Raw genomic sequence first — 18,199 nt, forward strand, 5'->3', positions numbered from 1 at the left:
AACTATCTGACTCAGCCTTGTCCCATAACGGATCACCTCCGTCAGCACGGCATGCGAAAGGCGGGGACGGAGGGCTCCGTCCCCGCCTTTCGGTCGGTCCAGCGCGGTTCGGCGCGGTTCGGCGCGGTTCGGCGCGGTTCGGCGCGGGCCGTGCGGGCTACCGGGCGAACGCCTGGAGCTCGGCGGCCCGGACGATCCCGGCGCGCGGGCTCGCGGTCGCGCAGTCGGTGTTGGACCGCGGGTCGTTGTCCTGCTCACCGGCGTAGATCGGGCCGCCGGTGCACTGGCTGGAGACGACCTGGAGCCGCAGGTGCGTCGCCGAGACGTCCCGCAGGTCGAACGACCGCATGATCAGGTCGGGCGCGGTCGGCCGCGGACGGTCCGCGGGGAAGGCGTCGGACGGGCTCGTGTAGACGGTCCGGTACGACGTGTTCTGCGCGCAGTCGGCCTTGGTCGCGTCGCAGGCGAGGAGCCGGAACGCGCGCAGCGCCGTGAAGCGGTTCTGCGAGGTGTTCGGGCCCTCCGGGTCGTCCGCGACGGTCGGCCGCAGCAGCGCGCTGACCTGCACCCGCCCGACCCGGACCGGACGGTCCCCGGCGAGGTCGACGGTCACCTGCCGGCCCGCGACCGGCGCCGCGACCGACTGCCAGTTCGTGGTCTCGGTCTCGTCCAGCAGCGCGGGCTGCGAGCCCCCGTCGCCGGACGCGGTCGCCCCGTTCGCGGCGGCGGCCTCGTTGCGGGACATCGAGACCGGCAGCGTCCGCTGCGACGCGCGGACCGTCGCGGTGAACCGCTTGTGCCCGAAGCCCGCGCCGACCGCGAGGAACGAGTACCGGCCCGGCGCGAGCTGGACCGAGTCGCCGAGCGGCGTCGCCGGGTCGGTGTCGGCCACCGGGACGGCCCGCGCCTCGTAGTCGCCCACGTACAGCCGGACCTTGCCGCCCTTGGCGTCGCCGCCGGGCTTGAGCGTCAGGTCGGCGTTCCGCGACAGCGGGGACGCGAAGCTCGGCCGCGCGTCGGCGTCGTTCGGGCCGGTACTGGCCGCGTCCTTGCCGAGGCCGTGCTGCGCGAAGACCTTCCACATCATCTCGTGGTCCTTGCCGCCGAACCGGATGGCGTCCGCGGCGAGCAGCGCGTTGCGGTGGTCGACGTAGCTGACCGCGCCGCTCGCCATGAGCAGCAGCGCGTCGAACGACAGTTGCGCCCAGCGCCGGTTGCCCGGGCACTTGGCGACGGGGACGGTCCCCTCAGCGCACTTGCGCTGGAGGGTCGCGTTGCCGTCGCCGTACTTGTCGACGAACGCCTGCCGGACGTCGAACTGCGTGGCCGTCCAGATCTCGCCGTCCGCGTGGACCTGCGTCCCGACGAGGTCATAGCCGAGGTCGCTGTAGTTCAGCGGGCTCTTGCTCATGTCGTAGTTGCGGATGCCGGTGCGCCGGTCGCCGGTGACGTACGCGCCGGTGACGTACTGCGTCTTGCCGGGCGTCCGGAACCCGTACTCGTTGAGGTACTCCATGGCGAACAGGTCGGACGTGCTCTCGTTCATCGCCCCGGCCTGCGCGCCCTGCCAGCCGCCGTCCGGACCGCCGATCATGCGTCCGGAGATGGCGTGGCTGAACTCGTGCCCGATGACGCTCATGTCGTAGTCGCCGTCGACGCACGGCGAGTAGAACGCGCCCGCGACCGGCTGCCACAGGTACATGTTGGTGATGGCGGGCGTCCCGTCCGGCGGCGTGATCTGGTTGGCGTTGTCGCGGACGGAGGCGACCCGGCCTCCCGCCTGCGCGTTGCCCAGCTCGGGGTCGCCGCCCTTGCCGCCCCGGTTCCCGTTGTCGACCTGCATGTTCCAGGCCGACTCGGTGAACCCGAGCCGGTACGACCAGTCGTGCATCCGGTTGTGCTGGACGAACAGGTTCGAGATGGCCGCTTCGAGGTCGGCCTCCTGCGGGCTGTCCAGCGTCGCCGGGTCGCACTTGCTCCGGAACCACTGGTTGGTCCAGGGGTAGGTGTAGTTGCGGTCGGCCTTGGGCGCGTTGGTGCGGGTCCCGACCGTGAACGGGTCGCTGCTCGCGCGGTTCTCGTAGGTGTGGGCCGTGTTGCCGAGGCTCGTGTTCGTCGGCGCGCCGGTCGCCGGGTCGACGTCCCACGGGCGCCCGCTGGACGGGTCGCCGCCCGCGACGTACCGGCAGCCGGGCGCGGGCGCGAAGCACCACGTCTGGCGGGTGTCGCGGGACGAGTAGTCGCCCGGCGGCGTCGCCGGGAACACCGACCAGCGCGGGTTGTCGCTGTCGTGGTCGACGAGGTTCTCGCGGACGAGCACCGCGCCGGAGCGGGCGTCGACGTACGACGTCACGGCCTTCGGCTCGGCGCCCGAGGCGTCCATCAGCGTGACCTGGTAGGCGCTGCGCGCACCCTGCGCGGTGGGCACGGCGACCAGCCGCGCGGCCCGCGCGCTCTTGGCGGTGATGCCCGCGTCGCGTCCGGCGGCCTTGACGGCGTCGTCCCGGGAGAGCGTTGCGGGGGCCGGAGCGGAGCCGTCGCGGGAGAGCGTCGAGGTGACCGAGACGACCTTGCTCCCGCTCACCCCGATCGCGACGAGCCCGTCGTATCCGGCGGGCAGCCCGCCGAAGCGCTGGCGGAGCAGGACGGCCGCGCCGTCCCCGATGGGGTTGACGGCGACCTTCTCCAGCGCGGACACGGCGGCGGCGTCGAGGCCGAACAGGTCGGTGCGGCCGGTCAGGTACGCGCGCGCGACCTGCTCTGGACCACCCGGCAAGCCGCTGGCCAGGGCGCCGTCGCCGGTGACCACGGCGGGCGTGCCGAGCCTGTTCCACCGGACGGTGACGCCGCGCGCCGCGCTCTGCTGGCGCGCGGTCGGCGCGAGCAGACCGGGACGGACGTCCTTGTCCGCCAGCTCGGCGCGTTCGCCGGGCGGCGGTTGCGGACGGGACTGCGGCGGCTCGGCGCGTCCGGGGACGGCGAGGCCGAGCGTGAGAAGTGTTCCGGAGACCGCGACCGCCGTGACGGCGGTCAAGCGTGTCCTGGGCAAGGTGCCTCCTGGAGCGGGGGACGGACCAGGCTCGACGCGCCCGGCCGGGCGGCCGGGCGCGCACCCGAGACAAGCAGCACCACAACCGGACAACTACGGCGAATTAATACGTTTCAGTCCGGTGTTCCGGAGGCGAACTCCGCCGTTGACAAACGCCGCCGCGCGTGGGCGGCGAGATCCGCCCGCGCGCGGCGGGGCGGGCGTCGGCTCCGCCGGGGGCCGGGCGACGGCGGCCGTGAGCGGCGCCGCTCCGGCGCGGGAGTCGCGGCCGGTATTTCGGGTGACCTCATTGACGGATGCTTCCGGAGGAAATACTTTCTGTGGAAAGTAAATGGGAGGCTCGTCATGGTGACCTACCAGTACCGATGCCCGCGCTGCGGGCCCTTCGACCTCGCGCTGCCGATGGGCGAGGCGCGCTCCGAGCAGCGCTGCGCGCTCTGCGAGGGAACCGCCCGCCGGGTGTGGACGGCGCCCTCGCTCACCCGTCCCGGCGCCCCGCTGACCCGGGCGCTGGACGCCCAGGACGCGAGCAGGCACGAGCCGCGGGTCGTGTCGGGCCCGCCCCCGGCGCGGCGGCGTCCCGCCCCGCCGTCCGACCCGCGCCACGCCCTGCTCCCACGGCCCTGAGGAGGACGCCATGGCGAGCGTGGGCCTGCTCTACGTCGGCGCGGTGCTCTTCCTCAACGCGATGATGATGCTCGGCCGCGTCGAGGCGCGAGCGGCGGCCGTGCTGAACCTGTTCGTCGGCGCGATGCAGGTGATCCTGCCGACGATCCTGCTGGTCAACGCGGGGGACGACGTGTCCGCGATCGCCGCGGCGGCGGGCGTCTACCTGTTCGGCTTCACCTACCTGTACGTCGGCATCGGCCTGCTCGCCGGGCTCGACACCACCGGCGTCGGCTGGTTCTCGCTGTTCGTGTCCGTGGTCGCGATCGTGTTCGCGGGGATCAACTTCTTCGACGCCAAGGACCATCCGTTCGGGGTCATCTGGCTCTGCTGGTCCTTCCTGTGGTTCCTGTTCTTCGTCGTCCTCGGGCTCAAGCGGGACGAGTTCACCGCCTTCACCGGCTGGGTGACCCTCGCCGCGGCGTGGGGCACGGCGGTGCTGCCCGCGTTCCTGCTGCTGACCGACCACTACTCGACGTCCGGCGCGTTCGCGGCGGTCTTCGCCGTCGCCGCCGTGTTCGTCGTCGCCGGGCTGTGGGTCCTCGCCCGGCCGGGACGCGCCGCCGCGGCGCCCGCCGAACCCGTCGAACCCGCCACCGGAGCCTGACCGCCGCCCGCCCCGGCGGTCCAGAAGTTCACACGGCAAACATCTTCAGGAGGCAAGGCAATGCCAGAAGTCGTCTTCAGCGTCGACCAGGCACGATCCATGCGCGAGCAGGCCACGCCCGGCCACAACCGGTGGCATCCCGACATCCCGGCGGCGGCGACCGTCCGGCCGGGAGCGGAGTTCCGGGTGGAGTGCCGCGAATGGACGGACGGCCAGATCGGCAACAACGACTCCGCCAACGACGTGCGCGACGTCGACCTGTCGCCGTGCCACATGCTGAGCGGCCCGATCGCCGTCGAGGGCGCCGAGCCCGGCGACCTCCTCGTGGTGGACATCCTCGACATCGGGCCCGTCCCGCAGGAGACCGGGCCGCGGCCCGGCCAGGGATGGGGCTACACCGGCATCTTCGCCAAGCAGAACGGCGGCGGCTTCCTCACCGACCACTACCCGGACGCCTACAAGGCCATCTGGGACTTCCACGGCCAGCAGGCCACGTCCCGCCACATTCCCGGCGTGCGGTTCACCGGCATCACGCACCCGGGGCTGTTCGGGACGGCGCCGTCCCCCGAACTGCTCGCCCGCTGGAACGCCCGCGAGCAGGCGCTGATCGACACCGACCCGACGCGGGTGCCGCCGCTCGCGCTGCCGCCGCTGCCGGAGGGCGTCCTCGCCGGGAACCTCGCCGGGGACGCGCTCGCCAAGGTCGGCGCGCAGGGGGCGCGGACCGTTCCGCCGCGCGAGAACGGCGGCAACCACGACATCAAGAACTTCACGCGGGGCGCGCGCGTGTTCTACCCGGTGCACGTCGCGGGCGGCCTGCTGTCCGGCGGCGACCTGCACTTCAGCCAGGGCGACGGCGAGATCACGTTCTGCGGCGCCATCGAGATGGGCGGCTTCATCGACTTCCACGTCGACATCATCAAGGGCGGCATGGAGAAGTACGGCGTGAAGAACAACCCGATCTTCATGCCCGGCAACGTCGAGCCGCGCTACTCGGAGTTCGTGTCGTTCATCGGCATCTCGGTGGACCACGAGACCGACACCAACCTCTACAACGACGCGACCGTCGCCTACCGCAACGCCTGCCTGAACGCCATCGAGTACCTCAAGACGTTCGGCTACAGCGGCGAGCAGGCGTACCTGCTGCTCGGCGCCGCGCCGATCGAGGGCCGGGTGAGCGGCGTCGTCGACATCCCGAACGCCTGCTGCTCGCTCTACCTGCCGACCGAGATCTTCGACTTCGACATCCGGCCGACCGCCGACGGCCCGCGCCGCGCCGACCGCGGCCGGTGCGCCGTCTCGTCCTGACCCGCTTTCCCTGACCTACCGATCGTGGCGGCCCGGCCGCCTCGCAGGCACTAGAACGCCCCGTGTCGTGCCATGCGAGGCCGCCGGGCCGCCGCACTACGTTCTCCGGTTCTCCTTCCGGCGGACGAACTTCAGGCCGGACCAGTCGTCGCCGAGCGCGGCGACCTTCACGTCGACGACGCCGAGCGGCAGGAAGACGTCGCGCAGGTCGTTCTCGGTGATGTCGCTGACGTGCCCGGCGGCCCTGCGCGGCCACGCGATCCAGAGCATGGCGTGGTCGGCCAGGTCGGCGACCAGCCCCGGCCCCTCGGCCGCGACGTCGCCGAGCTCCCGGAAGAACGCCACGGTGACGTCGGCGTCCGCGGGCCCGCCGGCGGAGACCGCGCAGCCGTCGGGGAGGTCCGGGACCGTCCACGATTCCGGTCGATGGGTGAGCCGCACCCGGTGACCGGCCTTGATGCCGATCTTCTTGGCGAGCGGGGTGCCGGAGTATCCCGAGGTGGCCACGGCCCAACCGTAGCCCGCCGATCGTCCGCCCTCACCGCCTAGGAGAGCGCCTCCAGGCCGCCCGCGATCGACAGGAGGCGGTGCTCGTCGTAGTGGCGTCCGATGAGCTGGATCCCGGCCGGGCGGCCCTTCGGCGCGGTGCCCGGCGGGACGGACACCGCCGGGTGCCCCGTGTGGTTGGCCAGCGAGGTCAACCGGACCATGGCGGCGACGGCCTCCTCGGGACGCCCGCCCAGCTTCACGACCGTGCGCCCGATCTCGGGCGGGTCGACGGCGAGGGTCGGCAGCGCGATGGCGTCGACCCTGCCGAGCGCCCGGTCGACCTCCGCGCGCAGCGCCGGACGCCCGCGCTGGGCGGTCAGGTACTGCTCCGTGGTGACCACGGCCCCGGCGGCGAGGCCGTCCCGCATCGGCGGCTCGTAGCGGTCCTCGGCCGTGCCGAAGCGGCGCAGGTGGTAGGCGGCCATCTCGGCGGACAGCACCGGCCAGTGGACGGCCTTCACCCGCTCCTGGTCCGGCAGCTCCACCCCGACGATCTCCGCGCCCGCGTCGGCGGCGGCGGCGAGGGCGGCGCGGAAGTCCGCCAGCAGGTGCGGGTCGGTGACGCCCAGGTACTCCTCGGACGGCACGCCGAGGCGCACGCCGTCGTGCGGGTCCGGTCGAACGGGTTGCGGGCCGGGCCGAGCGTGGTGAGCGCGAACTCGTCCATGGTGGTGGTGCCGACGATCACGGCCCCGGCCTGCTTCAACGCGCCGACCAGCGTCGCGTCCCGGCCCGCGCGCCGCCCTTGGAGGACGCGCGAGCCCGCGTCCTGCGGCAGGCCCGCCAGCGCGACCATGCTCTTGACCGCGACCGGCACGCCGTCGAGCGGGCTCAGCGGCGCGCCGCGCGCCAGCCGCGCCGTCGCCGCGCGCGCCTCGTCGCGGGCCTCGTCGGCGCGGACGTGCGCGAACGCGCGCAGCCCCGGGTCGGCCTCGACGCGGTGGAGCGCGTCGTCGGCGGCGTCCATCGGGGTGACCTCGCCGCGGGAGTACAGCTCGCGCAACTGGCGGACGGTCAGGTCGTCGGGCAGGACGGTGGGCATCGAAGCCTCCTAGATGCTCTCGGAATCGGCGTGCCAGACCCGCTCCGCGCCGACCCAGGTGGACAGGACGGGGACGTCCGCGAGCGCCTCCGGCTCGACGCTCAGCGGGTCCTCGCCGAGCACGGTGAAGTCGGCGAGGCGGCCCACGGCGACGCGGCCCTTGTCCGCTTCCGCACCGGACGCCGCCGCCGACCCGGCGGTGTAGACCTCCAGCGCCTCGTACGGGGTGAGCCGCTGGTCGGGGCCGAGGACGGTCCCGTCCTGCGCGCGGCGGGTCGTCATCGACCGGAGCGCGAACAGCGGTTCCAGCGGGCCGCACGGGTAGTCGGACGACCCGGCCACCGTGATCCCCGCGTCGCGGAACGTCCGGTGCGGGGAGATCCGCGCGGCGCGCTCCGTCCCGTAGTGCCGGACGAGGTTGTGCCCGTGGTAGGAGATGAACGCGCCGAACGGCACCGGGATCACGCCCAGCCGCCGGATCCGCTCCACCAGCCCGGGATCGACGACCGAGCAGTGCTCGATGCGGTGCGTCTGGCCGGGGCCCGGGGGAGCGGCCGCGGACGCGGCCTCGATCGCGTCCAGCACCTTGGAGATCGCGAGGTCCCCGTTGGCGTGGACGGCGAGGCGGCTGCCCGCCGCGTGCACCCGGTGGACGACCTCGGCGATCTCCTCGTCCGGCATGACCTGGATCCCGGCCGTCCGCTCGCCGAGCGCGCCGAGGTAGGGGGCGCGGCACAGGCACGTCCCGCCGGACACCGCGCCGTCCGTCATCATCTTCACGCCGGTGAAGCGCAGCATCGAGTCGCCGAACCCGGTGCGCATGCCGAGGGCCCGCGCGGGCTCGAAGAACTCGTACCAGAGCAGCATCCCGACGCGGGCGGTGAGCGCGCCCGCGTCCCGCGCGGCCTGGTAGAGCGCCCAGTCGGCGGGGTGGACCATCGCGTCGGTCACCGAGGTGATCCCGGCCGCGTTCATCCGGGCGAGCATGCGGCGCAGCGACTCGACCCGCGCGTCCATGGTCGGCCGCGGCACCAGCGGCGGCCGCGACCCGTGCCCGAGATAGCCCTCCATCCACGCCCGCTCGTACAGGACGCCGGTCAGCCGCCCGCCGTCGCGGACCAGCTCGCCGCCGGCCGGGTCGGGGGTCGTCTCGTCGTATCCGGCCGCCGCCAGCGCGCGCGAGTTCGCGACGGCGCCGTGGTACGAGTAGTGGATGATCAGCACCGGGTGCCGGGCGGAGACGCGGTCGAGCAGCGCCCGGTCGACGCTCGGCCCGTCCGCGGTGCGGGACACGTCGAAGTTGTGGCCGACGACCCACTCGCCCTCGGGCGTCCGCGCGGCGCGTTCGGCCAGCGCCCGCCGCACCTCCTCCGCGCTGCCGGTGGCCGGCGGCGCGAGATCGACGTAGAGGCCGCCGTCCGCCAGCACGGACGGGTGGGCGTGCGCGTCGTCGAACCCGGGCAGCAGGACGCCGGAGCCGAGGTCGACGTCCGCCGCGTCCGGGAAGCGGTCGCGCAGGTCGCGGCGCGTCCCGACCGCGGCGACGCGCTCGCCGAGCGTGGCGACGGCCGCGGGCTCGTCGCCGTTCATGGTGATGACCCGGCGGGCCGAGAAGATCTTCACTCGAGACGCGCTCATACGAGCCCCGCCGAGTCGAGCAGTTCGAGCACGGGCACTCCGATTCGTCGACGGCGGGCTCGGGAGCGGGCGGCGGGACGGTCATCCAGGGCAGTCCCCGGCAGACCGCGAACGCGAGCAGTGCCCCGACCCACATGCCGGTGACGTTCCCGATCACCGCCGGGAGATCCAGCGGCGTGCAGAAACGCTCCACCACGAGGATCGACACGGGCGTCGTGAGGACGGCCCCGAGCCCGGCGGCGGTCAGCGCGACCCGCCACCCGGCCCCGAACACGAGGACGACCGAGGGCGCCACCGACACGAACGGCACGAACGTCGGCTGCCAGAGGTCGGGCGCGAGCGTCCAGCTCCACAGCAGGTTGGACAGCAGCAGGGAGAGCCCGGACGCGGCGAGCAGCCACGGCCACAGGCCGGTGCCGTAGGCGATGTCGAACCCCCTGGCCCGCAGGCGGCGGCGCGCCGCGTAGTGCGCGCCCGCGGCGAGCAGCAGGAGCCCGAGCCCGGCCAGGGAGGACTTGTAGAACTGCGCCTCGTTGGTGTCGCCCAGCATCCAGACGGCCCAGGCGCGCAGGCCGCGTCCGGCGGGGTTCGCGGCCCCCGGCCGCGCGGCGGGCAGGGCGTCCTGCGCCGCCTTCATGATCACGTTGAGCAGCACGGCGCCGCCGCAGAGGAGCGGGAGCCAGGCGACCGGCCGCGTCCGCCGCAGGGTGAGGATCCCGGTCGCCATGCGCACACCTCCCGGCTCGGAACACCGTCTGAGCAAACGTTTGGCTATAACGTTTGCACAATAGGAGACTGCTAACCTGGGGCCTGTCAAGAGCCGTGCGCGGAATCGTCCGGCGAGTGGATGGCCAGGGGATTCGGGTGGTCATGCGAGGGGCGGGCCCGCAGGAGGCCGCCGGTCCGGCGCCGCGGGCGACGGCCGGCCGGGCGACGCTGAAGACGATCGCCGAGCTGACCGGCCTGCACGTGTCGACGGTGTCCCGGGTCCTGAACGGCACGACCAGCGGGGCGCGGGCCGCGTCGGCGGCGACCGCCGAGCGGGTCCGCCAGGTCGCCCGCGAGGTCGGCTACGTGCCCGACATCCAGGCGGCCGGGCTGCGGCGGCAGAGCACCCGGCTGCTCGGCGTCATGATGGCGCGGCTGACCGACCAGGTGCTCGCCTCGATCTACGAGGGCGTCGAGCGGGCCGCGACCCGGCACGGCTTCCACACCATGGTCAGCAACTCCTGGGACGACCCCGCCACCCGGCAGGCGCACGTCGCGATGCTGCTGTCCCGCCGGGTCGACGCGATGATCTTCGGGGACGCGCACGTGGACGGCGCGTTCGTCGCCGAGTTCGCCGCGTACGGCGTCCCGTTCGTGCTGGTCAACCGGCGCGCCGCCGACCACCCCTCGGTCACCTGCGACGACCTGCTCGGCGGCCGGCTCGCCGCCGAGCACCTCTACGCCCGCGGGCACCGCCGGGTCGGGGTGGTGGCCGGGCTGCCGTACGCGGCCAACGGCATCGACCGCACGGCCGCCTTCACCCGCTACTTCGCCGAGCGCGGCCATCCCGTGCCGGCGCACCGGGTCGTGCACGCGAGCTTCGACGCGGCGGGCGGCGCGCTCGCCGCCGAGCGGCTGCTGGCCGACGACCCGCACCCGTCGGCGATCTTCGCGGTGAGCGACTTCGCCGCCATCGGCGTGCTCGGCGTGCTCCGCGAGCGCGGCCTGCGCGCCGGCCGGGACGTCGCCGTCGTCGGCTTCAACGACGTGCCGATCGCCGCGCAGCTCACGATCCCGCTGAGCAGCGTCCGCTCGCCGATGGAGCAGGTCGGGGCGCAGGGCGTCGACCTGCTCGTCCGCATGATGCGCGGCGGGGAGCCCGAGCGGGTCACGCTGCCGCCCGAGCTCCAGATCCGCGAGTCCAGCGCCCGCCCTTACCCGGGCGACTGACCGCTCTCAGCGCACCTCGGGGATGACCTCGGCCGCGAACCGCTCCATCTGCTCGGCGTCGTCGAAGAGCGGGGTGAGGAGGACGAGTTCGGCGCCCGCGGCCACCACGTCGCGAATTCCGCGCACGCATTCGTCCGGCGGGCCGGTGACCGCGACGGGAAGCAGGTCGCCCGATCCGTAAAGGCGCCCGAGGGCGGCGGCCGACCTTTCCCGCGCGCGGTCGGCGTCGTCGTCCATTCCGACGTAGACGCGCTTGGCGATGCGGAAACCGGCGGTGTCGCGGTCGGATTCCGCGAGCGCCTCCCGGACGATCCCCACCTGCTCGACGAATTTCTCGGTCGTCGTCGAGCCCGCCCCGAAGAACCCGTCGCCGTGCTCGACCGCGCGGCGCAGCGCGTTCGGATGCCGGGCGCCGAACCAGATCGGCGGATGCGGCTTCTGGAACGGCTTGGGTTCCATCGCCGCGTCGTGGAGTTGCCAGAACCGCCCGTCGAAATCGATGGACGGCTGCGTCCAGCACGCCTTCATCAGGTTCAGGCCCTCGACGAACCGGGTGATCAGGCCGTCCGGGGCGACGTTGAACGCCGAGAACATCCGGCCCTGCCCGCCCGAGCCGACGCCGACCTCGACGCGGCCCCGGCTGAGCTGGTCCAGCGTGCTCAGGCTCTTCGCCAGATGGACGGGGCTGTGCAGCGGCGTCACGAGCACCGAGCAGCCGAGCCGGATCCGCTCGGTGCACGCGGCGGCGAACGTCATGGCCTCCAGCGGGCTGGACCGGGCCGCGCTCCCGAGCACCTGCTCCTGCGTCCAGGCGCTGTCGAAGTCGAGTTCCTCGGCCCGCCGCATGAACGCGCGGAACTCGTCCGGGTCGAACTTGTGGTCGTCGAGGTCCTGCGGGATGGAAATGGCGAAGCGCATATCAGCTACCGGTATTCGTGAGTGGCCGGTCCGGCCGGTACGGAGCGAGTTCGGGTGCGGGATCGCCGTCGATCTCCCGGTCGATCAGCGTGGCGAGATGGGGCGCCAGTGTTATCCCGCTATGGGTGACGGCGGTGTAGAGGCCGGGCGCCTGCGGGCCGATCAGCGGATATCCGTCGATCGGCAGCGGACGGACGCACCGCCGCATTTCCGCGATGCCGGCGTCCAATCCCGGAATGACCGCCCTGGCACGGGAGAGAAGCTCGTCGCCGACCGCTCGAACGCGTTCGGGCGAGACGGACTCGTCGATGCCGGCGTCCAGTTCGACGGCCTCCAGCACGAGCCCTCCGTTTCCCGTCGCCCGCGCGGACAGGCCGGGCGCGTGGACGAGTCCGTTCAGCACGCTATCCGTCGCCGTGGTGGTAGCGACGAGGCAGGGGGCGGCCGAGCCGGGCGCGGCCGGGTCGACCAGCGGGAGGCCGAGCCCGGCGGTGGCGAGGAGCGCGGGGCCGTGCCGTCCGGCGGCGCACACGGTGAGGTCGGCGGGCACGTCCCGGCCGTCGTCCAGCCGGACGCCGGTCACCCGGTCGCCGTCGAGCGTGAGGCGCACGGCGCGATGGCCGGTGACGACCTCCGCGCCCGCCTCCGCCGCGCGCCGCACGAGGCTTCGCGCGGCAGGTTCCCCGTGGATATGGCCCTCGTCCGGGAAACGCGCGATGAACGCGTCATCCGGGGCCCGGATGTGCGGTTCGATCGCTCGGAGCCGTTCGGTGTCGATCTGCTCGGCGGCATAGCCCAGGGCGGTAAGACGCCTTACCCGGTCCGCTAATTCGGCCTTCGCGCCGCCGGTCGCCCACATGGTGTTCCCCGTGGGGCGGTACCAGTCCGGGGCGCCGAGCCCGGCGGCCAGGTCGCGCCAGGCGCGCAGGGCCTCCGTCCGGAACCGGTGGTACGCCGGCTCGCGAGGATCGTTCGCGTTCAGCCAGGCATAGCTCGTGCCGGATGTCCCCGCACCCGGCCATAGCTCTTCGATGATGGTGATCTGCCGGTCCGGACGGGTGAGCCGATCGGCCAGCGCGGCCCCCACGATCCCCGCGCCGACGATGAGAATCCGCATGCCACCACCCTGACACCCGTCCCCGGCGGCGGACAGCCCCGGCCCGTCGGCGCGTGCCATAACCCACGGCTATAGGCGGGTGGGATTGGGCATCGCCCCCCGCGCGGGTCAGCATGTGATGGAGTCCACAACCCGAGGAAGTGGCACGATGCACTCCGAACCATCGTCGGCGTCAGGCGCCCGACCGCGCACGGATCAGCAGAGCGACGACGATCTCTGCGATCAGGAACTGGCCCGGATCCGGGCCGAGTTCAACAGCACGCCCGCGGGGGGATGGGGGATCGTGCTCGACCGGCGAAGCCGCCGCTGGACGGCCGTGCGCGGCGTCGGCGGCGGCAGCCTGATCGTGCACGCGGGCAGCGCCGACGAACTGCGCGAACGCATCACCACCGGGCAGTGGACGATGGGCGCGGTCCCCGGCGTCCGCTGACCCCGAGGAGCGCGGCCACGACCGTCTCCCAGTCGGCCCGCTCCAACCCGTGTCCGGCTCCCTCCAACGGAACGAGCGCCGCGTCCGGAATCACGTCCGCGAGCGCCTCCCCATGGCCGATCGGAAACATCGGATCGGCCGTCCCGTGAAGCACCACCGTGGGCACGGCGATAGCGGAAAGCGCTCCCCATTCGCGGTCGTCGTCCGGAAGGGCATCGTGGTTCCGCGCGGCCGCGAAATCGCGGGCGCGCGCCACGTCGCGGCGGACGAGGGCCCGCGCCGCGTCCTCGTCGAACGGCCGCTCGGCTCCGGCGAGCATCCGCGCGAAACCGACCTGGTACTCCACCACCGAGTCGGCGTCCGACCAGTCGACTTCGGCGGTGGACAGGAAACGTCCGAACGCCTCGGCGGGCGGCGGCAGTCGACGTCCCGGCGGCACCGCCGCCGACGTGCTGACCAGCGTCAGCGACAGGACGCGGCCGGGACGGCCGAGCGCGAGGAGCTGCGCCAGGCCACCGCCCGCCGAGACGCCGGCGACGTGCGCGGCCGGGACGCCGAACGCGTCGAGCACCCCGGCCGCGTCGTCGACCAGGTCGGCGCCGGTGTACCCGGGACGTCCCGGCGGCCAGGCGGCCGAGCGCCCGGTGTCGCGGTGGTCGTAGCGGATCACGTGCCGTCCGCCGGACGCGACGCGGCGGCAGAACTCCTCGTCCCACCACAGCATCGACGCGCCGAGGCCCATCACGAGGAGGACCGCGGGGTCGGCCGGGTCACCGAACTCCTCGGCGCACAGTTCCACGCCGTTCGCCTGGATGAAACGTTCCGCCATGGCGTCGCGCTAAGGCTTGCGGCCGACGGCGCAGTAGAAGTCCATGTCGCGGTCGGCGTAGAGGGTGCCGGCGTCGGGACGCCATTTCGGCAGCGGGACGAGCCCCGGTTCCAGCAGTTCCAGCTTCTCGAAGAAGCGCGTCAGCCCGGCGGCGCTGCGCATCACGATCGGGGTCGCGCCGCTGTCGTTCCATTTCTGGGCGACCTCGTCCATCGCCTCGGTGTTGGTCTCGTTGCTCGGACAGGCGATCGCGAGATGGCTGCCCGCCGGGAACGGTTCGAGGAGCCGGTCGACGACCGTGTACGCCTCGTCGGTGACGCTGAACTCCAGAATGCCCATGAGCGTGATGAGGACGGGCTCGGAGAAGTCGAGCGTCCGCGCCGCCTCGGTCAGGATCGTGTCGGGGTCGTGCAGATTGGCGTCGATGTAATCGGTGGCGCCCTCGGGCGAACTGGTGAGCAGCGCCCGCGCGTGCGCCAGCACGATCGGGTCGTTGTCGACGTACACGACCCGGCTTTCCGGGGCGAGCCGCTGCGCGACCTGATGGGTGTTGTCGTTGGTGGGAATTCCGGTGCCGATGTCGAGGAACTGCCGGACGCCGTCGCCGATCACGTGCCGGACGAGGCGGCCGAGGAACTCGCGGTCGGCGCGCGCCCACAGCACCACCTCGGGAATGGTCGCCTCAAGCTGGTCGCCCACTTCCTGGTCGGCGGGGTAGTGGTCCTTTCCGCCGAGCCAGTAGTCCCACACCCGGGCCGGGTGCGCCACGCTCGTGTCGATCTGGATCTCCGGCTCCTGGCCGGGGGCGTACGGGTCGCCGGTCACGACTTCGCCTCCCACTGTCGCGGTCGTTCGGGGCTGCGCCCATCGGGCATGAGCGTGCTGGGCGCCAATTCTCGCCCGGTCGTGGGGAATGTGCAATGAAAGTGGCGACCGGGAAAGAAAATGACTCGACGCAGTTCCGGGCCGGGGCTCAGCCGTGCGCGTCGAGCAGCTCCGTCAGGACGCGCTCGGTGTCGGCGGGCGGGGCCGCGTTGACCGACAGCCGGTCCAGGTGCCGCTTGTAGACCTGGAGGTCGGCGATCTTGTCGAGGTACAGCGCGCTGGTCAACTGCTCCATGTAGACGACGTCCGGCAGGTCGGGCTCGGCGAACCGCAGCAGCGAGAACGGGCCGACCATCGCCGTCATCGCGCTGCGCGCGGGCGGCACGATCTGCAGCGTCACGCGCTTCGAGCGCACCGCTTCGAGCAGGGCGCCGAGCTGGTCGCGCATGGTGCCCGCGTCGCCGATCGGACGGCGCAGGGCCGCCTCGTCCACCAGCGCCCACACCTGCGGGGGCGCGGCGCCGACGAGGATCCGCTGCCGCCGCATCAGCACGTTCACCCGGCACTCGATCTCGTTCGAGGACGCCATCGGATGCATGATCTGGAGCGCGGCGCGGGCGTAGTCCTCGGTCTGGAGCAGCTCGGGGACGAGCCGCGTCTCGTGCACGCGCAGCGTCGACGCCGCCTCCTCCAGCCCGATGTACACCTCGAACCAGGGCGGCAGGATGTCGCTGTAGCTCTGCCACCAGCCCGGCCGGTTCGCCCGCTCGGCCAGGTCGAGGAGGGGCTCGCGCTCGTCCTCGGCCAGCACGCCGTACAGCGTGAGCAGGTCGGCGACGTCGCGCTTCTTGAACCCGACCCGGCCGAGCTCCAACCGGCTGATCTTGGACGCGGAGGCGCGGATCGCGTCGCCGGCGTCCCGGGGCGAGATGTCCCGGGCCTCGCGCAGCCGCCGCAACTGGCCGCCGAGCAGGATGCGCAGCACCGTCGGGCCGCTCACGGCAGGGTGGTGGACGAGTCGTCTCGGCTCCGGGACGCCGTCCGGTCGGGGTGCGTTCACTTCCGCTCCTACGCACTACTGTGCGGCGCGTATCGACAGCGTTCTGTGACGTCCAGCGTAGTGCCGACACGCCGCCGAAGCGGGCGACTTTGCCCTTCAGTGACGCAGACCTCCCGCGGCCGGCCCCGGTATCCGCGCGGCTACCCGTCCGGCTGCCCAGGGGCGTCGTCGAGGTCGGGCAGCACCCGGAGGGCGACCTCCAGCGCGATGTCCAGGATGTCGCCCTCGTCGGCGCCGAGCTCCTGCCCGGTCATCACCGCGATGTTGATGCTGAGCACCGCCATCCGCGCGCGGATCCGGTCGCGGACGGACGCGTCCGGCCCGATCAGGATCGTCACCAGCTCGGTCAGTCGGCTCGCCATGCCGGTGCGCAGCGGCGCCAGCGCCTTGATCGACTCCTGGTTGGCTACGGCGAGCCTGATCAGCTCCATCCGCCGGTGCCGGGTGGCGTTCGCCCACCGGGTGAGCACCTCCTGGCGCAGGCGGGGGGACGGCGGCTGCGCCGCGGCCCAGGAGATGATCTCGTCCCAGGTGGCGAGGTGCTCCGCGAACAGCGTCCGGATGATCTCCTCTTTGCTGCTGAAGTGGTAGTAGAGGGCGGGCTTGGTGATCTCCAGCTGCTCGGCGATCTCCCGCATGGTGGTGGCCTCGTAGCCGTTCCTGGTGAACAGCGCGAGCGCGACCTTCTCGATCTCGGCCTTGGTCTCGCTGCCGGTGCGCCGACGGTAGACCTCCGTCGGCGGACTCATCGGCAGGATCCGGTGGTGAGTTCAGGCAACTTCATCAGCCTCACGAAGACGGACGGAGTGCGCGCGTTCGGCGCGCCGCAGCTCCTCGGGTGTGGTCTCCACCCGCGCCATGCAGGCGCGGAGGACGGGTGGTGCCATCAACGAGGTCACGATGGCGACCAGGATGATGATGGTGTACATCTCGGGGCTCAGCACGCCGAGCCGCAGACCGACCATCGCGATGATGACCTCGATGACGCCGCGGGCGTTCATCCCGGCGCCTAGCGCGGCCGCCTCCCAGCGGCCGAGCCTGCTGAGCCGGGCGCCGAGGTAGGCGCCGAGGAACTTGCCGACCACCGCGGCGGCCAGCACGCTCACCCCGACGAGCAGGACCTTCGGACGGCCGAGCGCGGTGAGGTCCATGCGGAGCCCGGCGGTGGCGAAGAACAGCGGCGCGAAGACGGCCCGGACGACGCCGCGCAGCGGGCCGAGCTTCGCGTGGTCCAGGGCCGGGCTCCGGCCGATCACCATGCCGGCGACGAGGGCGCCGAACACCGCCTCCAGCTTCATCGCCTGGGTGGCGGCGGAGCTGAGCAGGAGCAGCGTCGTCACGACGGCGATCGTGGTGCCACCGCCGCCGCCCGCCCGGCGGTCGGAGGCGTCCGCCAGCCGCAGGGCCTTGCCGACCAGCGGGTAGGCGACCACCGCGCACACGATGACGAGGCCCAGGTAGCCGAAGGAGAGCGCGACCTCGCCCGCCCGGACCCCCGTCGTCGCCATGGCCGAGACGACCGACAGCAGCAGCCAGCCGACGATGTCGTCGATCAGCACCGCGCTCAGCGTCAGTTGGCCGATGTCGCGCTGCAGGAGGTTCATGTCCATCAGCGTCTTGGCGAGCACCGGGATGGCGCTCACCCCCATCGCGACGCCGAGGAACAGGACGAACGTGCTCCGGTCGGCCCCGTCCGGGACGAGCGAGTCGGGCAGGGCGAGCCCCGTGAGGACGCCGAGCGACAGCGGGATCACGATCCCCGCGATGCTGACCCGCGCCGCGGTGGCCCCGTAGCGGCGGGCGAGCCCGAGGTCCATCGAGATGCCGGTGAGGCCGACGAGCAGCAGCACGCCGATCTGGCCGGCCGCGTCCAGGAGGTGGAACTGGGCGGCGCTTCGCGGCAGCAGCCAGTCCGACAGCTCGGGGGAGAGCTGCGCGAGGACGGACGGCCCCGCGAGCACCCCGGCGCACAGCTCGCCGACGATCGGCGGCAGTCTCAGCCGGGACGCCAGCTCGCCGAGCACCAGGGCCAGCAGGAGCAGCAATGCCACCTGCAACAGAAAGATCATGAATTCGCGCGCCCCCAGGGGCGCCACCGGGCCGACCGCGAATGCCATTTTCCTCCTCGGCCGAACGCGCCGTTTCTCGGTCGAAAATCAGTGCCCGAATCATATAAGCGTGATTTTCGCCGCAGAACCCCTATTCAGGGGAATCGGGGCCCTT

The 18,199-nt window shown here is 72.7% G+C and carries 18 protein-coding genes; 6 read left to right on the plus strand and 12 right to left on the minus strand.

All coding sequences use genetic code 11. The features are described from left to right. Positions 1 to 157 precede the first annotated feature (157 nt). The gene (locus tag FXF65_RS05600) at positions 158 to 3,049 is read right to left on the minus strand and encodes a M36 family metallopeptidase (protein ID WP_148348626.1); all 2,892 of its coding nucleotides are present in this window, start codon (positions 3,047 to 3,049) and stop codon (positions 158 to 160) included. Between the two features lie 345 nt (positions 3,050 to 3,394). Between FXF65_RS05600 and FXF65_RS05605 the strand changes: the two genes are divergently transcribed. The 3 genes from FXF65_RS05605 to fmdA are packed head-to-tail and all read left to right on the plus strand — an operon-like array spanning position 3,395 to position 5,630. Continuing rightward, the gene (locus FXF65_RS05605) at positions 3,395 to 3,676 is read left to right on the plus strand and encodes an FmdB family zinc ribbon protein (RefSeq protein ID WP_148348627.1); all 282 of its coding nucleotides are present in this window, start codon (positions 3,395 to 3,397) and stop codon (positions 3,674 to 3,676) included. Between the two features lie 10 nt (positions 3,677 to 3,686). After that, complete coding sequence (locus FXF65_RS05610) at positions 3,687 to 4,322, plus strand: AmiS/UreI family transporter (RefSeq protein ID WP_148348628.1); 636 nt, start codon at positions 3,687 to 3,689, stop codon at positions 4,320 to 4,322. 60 nt (positions 4,323 to 4,382) lie between these two features. Then, positions 4,383 to 5,630, plus strand: coding sequence for a formamidase (gene fmdA / locus FXF65_RS05615; protein ID WP_148348629.1), 1,248 nt, complete (start codon positions 4,383 to 4,385; stop codon positions 5,628 to 5,630). A 96-nt stretch (positions 5,631 to 5,726) separates the two neighbouring features. Here the strand turns inward: fmdA and FXF65_RS05620 are convergent, their stop codons facing one another. From FXF65_RS05620 to FXF65_RS05630, 4 genes are read right to left on the minus strand one after another with little or no spacing between them, the layout of a single operon-like run. After that, positions 5,727 to 6,137, minus strand: coding sequence for a DUF3052 domain-containing protein (locus tag FXF65_RS05620; protein ID WP_148348630.1), 411 nt, complete (start codon positions 6,135 to 6,137; stop codon positions 5,727 to 5,729). Between the two features lie 38 nt (positions 6,138 to 6,175). Then, positions 6,176 to 6,748, minus strand: a complete 573-nt coding sequence (locus FXF65_RS43520) for an amidase family protein (protein ID WP_246198392.1) — start codon at positions 6,746 to 6,748, stop codon at positions 6,176 to 6,178. Then, positions 6,637 to 7,221, minus strand: a complete 585-nt coding sequence (locus FXF65_RS45080) for an amidase family protein (protein ID WP_246198374.1) — start codon at positions 7,219 to 7,221, stop codon at positions 6,637 to 6,639. Before FXF65_RS45080 ends, FXF65_RS43520 begins: the two co-directional genes overlap by 112 nt. A gap of 9 nt (positions 7,222 to 7,230) precedes the next feature. After that, on the minus strand, positions 7,231 to 8,859 hold the full coding sequence (locus FXF65_RS05630; protein WP_148348631.1) for an amidohydrolase: 1,629 nt from the start codon (positions 8,857 to 8,859) through the stop codon (positions 7,231 to 7,233). A gap of 140 nt (positions 8,860 to 8,999) precedes the next feature. On the opposite strand from FXF65_RS05630, the gene FXF65_RS05635 reads away from it, so the two are divergent. Further along, complete coding sequence (locus tag FXF65_RS05635; protein WP_148348632.1) at positions 9,000 to 9,281, plus strand: hypothetical protein; 282 nt, start codon at positions 9,000 to 9,002, stop codon at positions 9,279 to 9,281. 448 nt (positions 9,282 to 9,729) lie between these two features. Then, positions 9,730 to 10,797 (plus strand): LacI family DNA-binding transcriptional regulator, encoded by a 1,068-nt coding sequence (locus FXF65_RS05640; protein ID WP_148348898.1) that lies wholly within the window; start codon positions 9,730 to 9,732, stop codon positions 10,795 to 10,797. 6 nt (positions 10,798 to 10,803) lie between these two features. Here the strand turns inward: FXF65_RS05640 and FXF65_RS05645 are convergent, their stop codons facing one another. After that, on the minus strand, positions 10,804 to 11,715 hold the full coding sequence (locus FXF65_RS05645) for an LLM class flavin-dependent oxidoreductase (protein ID WP_148348633.1): 912 nt from the start codon (positions 11,713 to 11,715) through the stop codon (positions 10,804 to 10,806). A 1-nt stretch (position 11,716) separates the two neighbouring features. Next, positions 11,717 to 12,832, minus strand: a complete 1,116-nt coding sequence (locus tag FXF65_RS05650) for an NAD(P)/FAD-dependent oxidoreductase (protein ID WP_187412113.1) — start codon at positions 12,830 to 12,832, stop codon at positions 11,717 to 11,719. Positions 12,833 to 12,980: 148 nt separating this feature from the next. Between FXF65_RS05650 and FXF65_RS05655 the strand changes: the two genes are divergently transcribed. Further along, positions 12,981 to 13,262 carry a hypothetical protein gene (locus FXF65_RS05655; RefSeq protein ID WP_148348635.1) on the plus strand — a complete coding sequence of 94 codons (282 nt, stop codon included), beginning with the start codon at positions 12,981 to 12,983 and terminating at the stop codon, positions 13,260 to 13,262. On the opposite strand, the gene FXF65_RS05660 is transcribed toward FXF65_RS05655, so the two are convergent. The 5 genes from FXF65_RS05660 to FXF65_RS05680 all read right to left on the minus strand — a co-directional run bounded on the left by FXF65_RS05660 (position 13,216) and on the right by FXF65_RS05680 (position 18,027). Continuing rightward, entirely contained in the window at positions 13,216 to 14,091 is an 876-nt protein-coding gene (locus tag FXF65_RS05660) for an alpha/beta fold hydrolase (RefSeq protein ID WP_148348636.1), read from the minus strand. The two genes, FXF65_RS05655 and FXF65_RS05660, sit on opposite strands and share 47 nt — an antisense overlap. A gap of 9 nt (positions 14,092 to 14,100) precedes the next feature. Beyond that, complete coding sequence (locus FXF65_RS05665; RefSeq protein WP_148348637.1) at positions 14,101 to 14,916, minus strand: SAM-dependent methyltransferase; 816 nt, start codon at positions 14,914 to 14,916, stop codon at positions 14,101 to 14,103. Between the two features lie 148 nt (positions 14,917 to 15,064). Beyond that, positions 15,065 to 15,976, minus strand: a complete 912-nt coding sequence (locus tag FXF65_RS05670; protein ID WP_222868385.1) for a helix-turn-helix domain-containing protein — start codon at positions 15,974 to 15,976, stop codon at positions 15,065 to 15,067. A gap of 140 nt (positions 15,977 to 16,116) precedes the next feature. Next, on the minus strand, positions 16,117 to 16,725 hold the full coding sequence (locus FXF65_RS05675; protein WP_148348638.1) for a TetR/AcrR family transcriptional regulator: 609 nt from the start codon (positions 16,723 to 16,725) through the stop codon (positions 16,117 to 16,119). 21 nt (positions 16,726 to 16,746) lie between these two features. Next, positions 16,747 to 18,027 (minus strand): cation:proton antiporter, encoded by a 1,281-nt coding sequence (locus FXF65_RS05680; RefSeq protein WP_246198375.1) that lies wholly within the window; start codon positions 18,025 to 18,027, stop codon positions 16,747 to 16,749. Positions 18,028 to 18,199: the final 172 nt, after the last annotated feature.

Source organism: Actinomadura syzygii, assembly GCF_008085905.1.
GTDB lineage: Bacteria > Actinomycetota > Actinomycetes > Streptosporangiales > Streptosporangiaceae > Spirillospora > Spirillospora syzygii.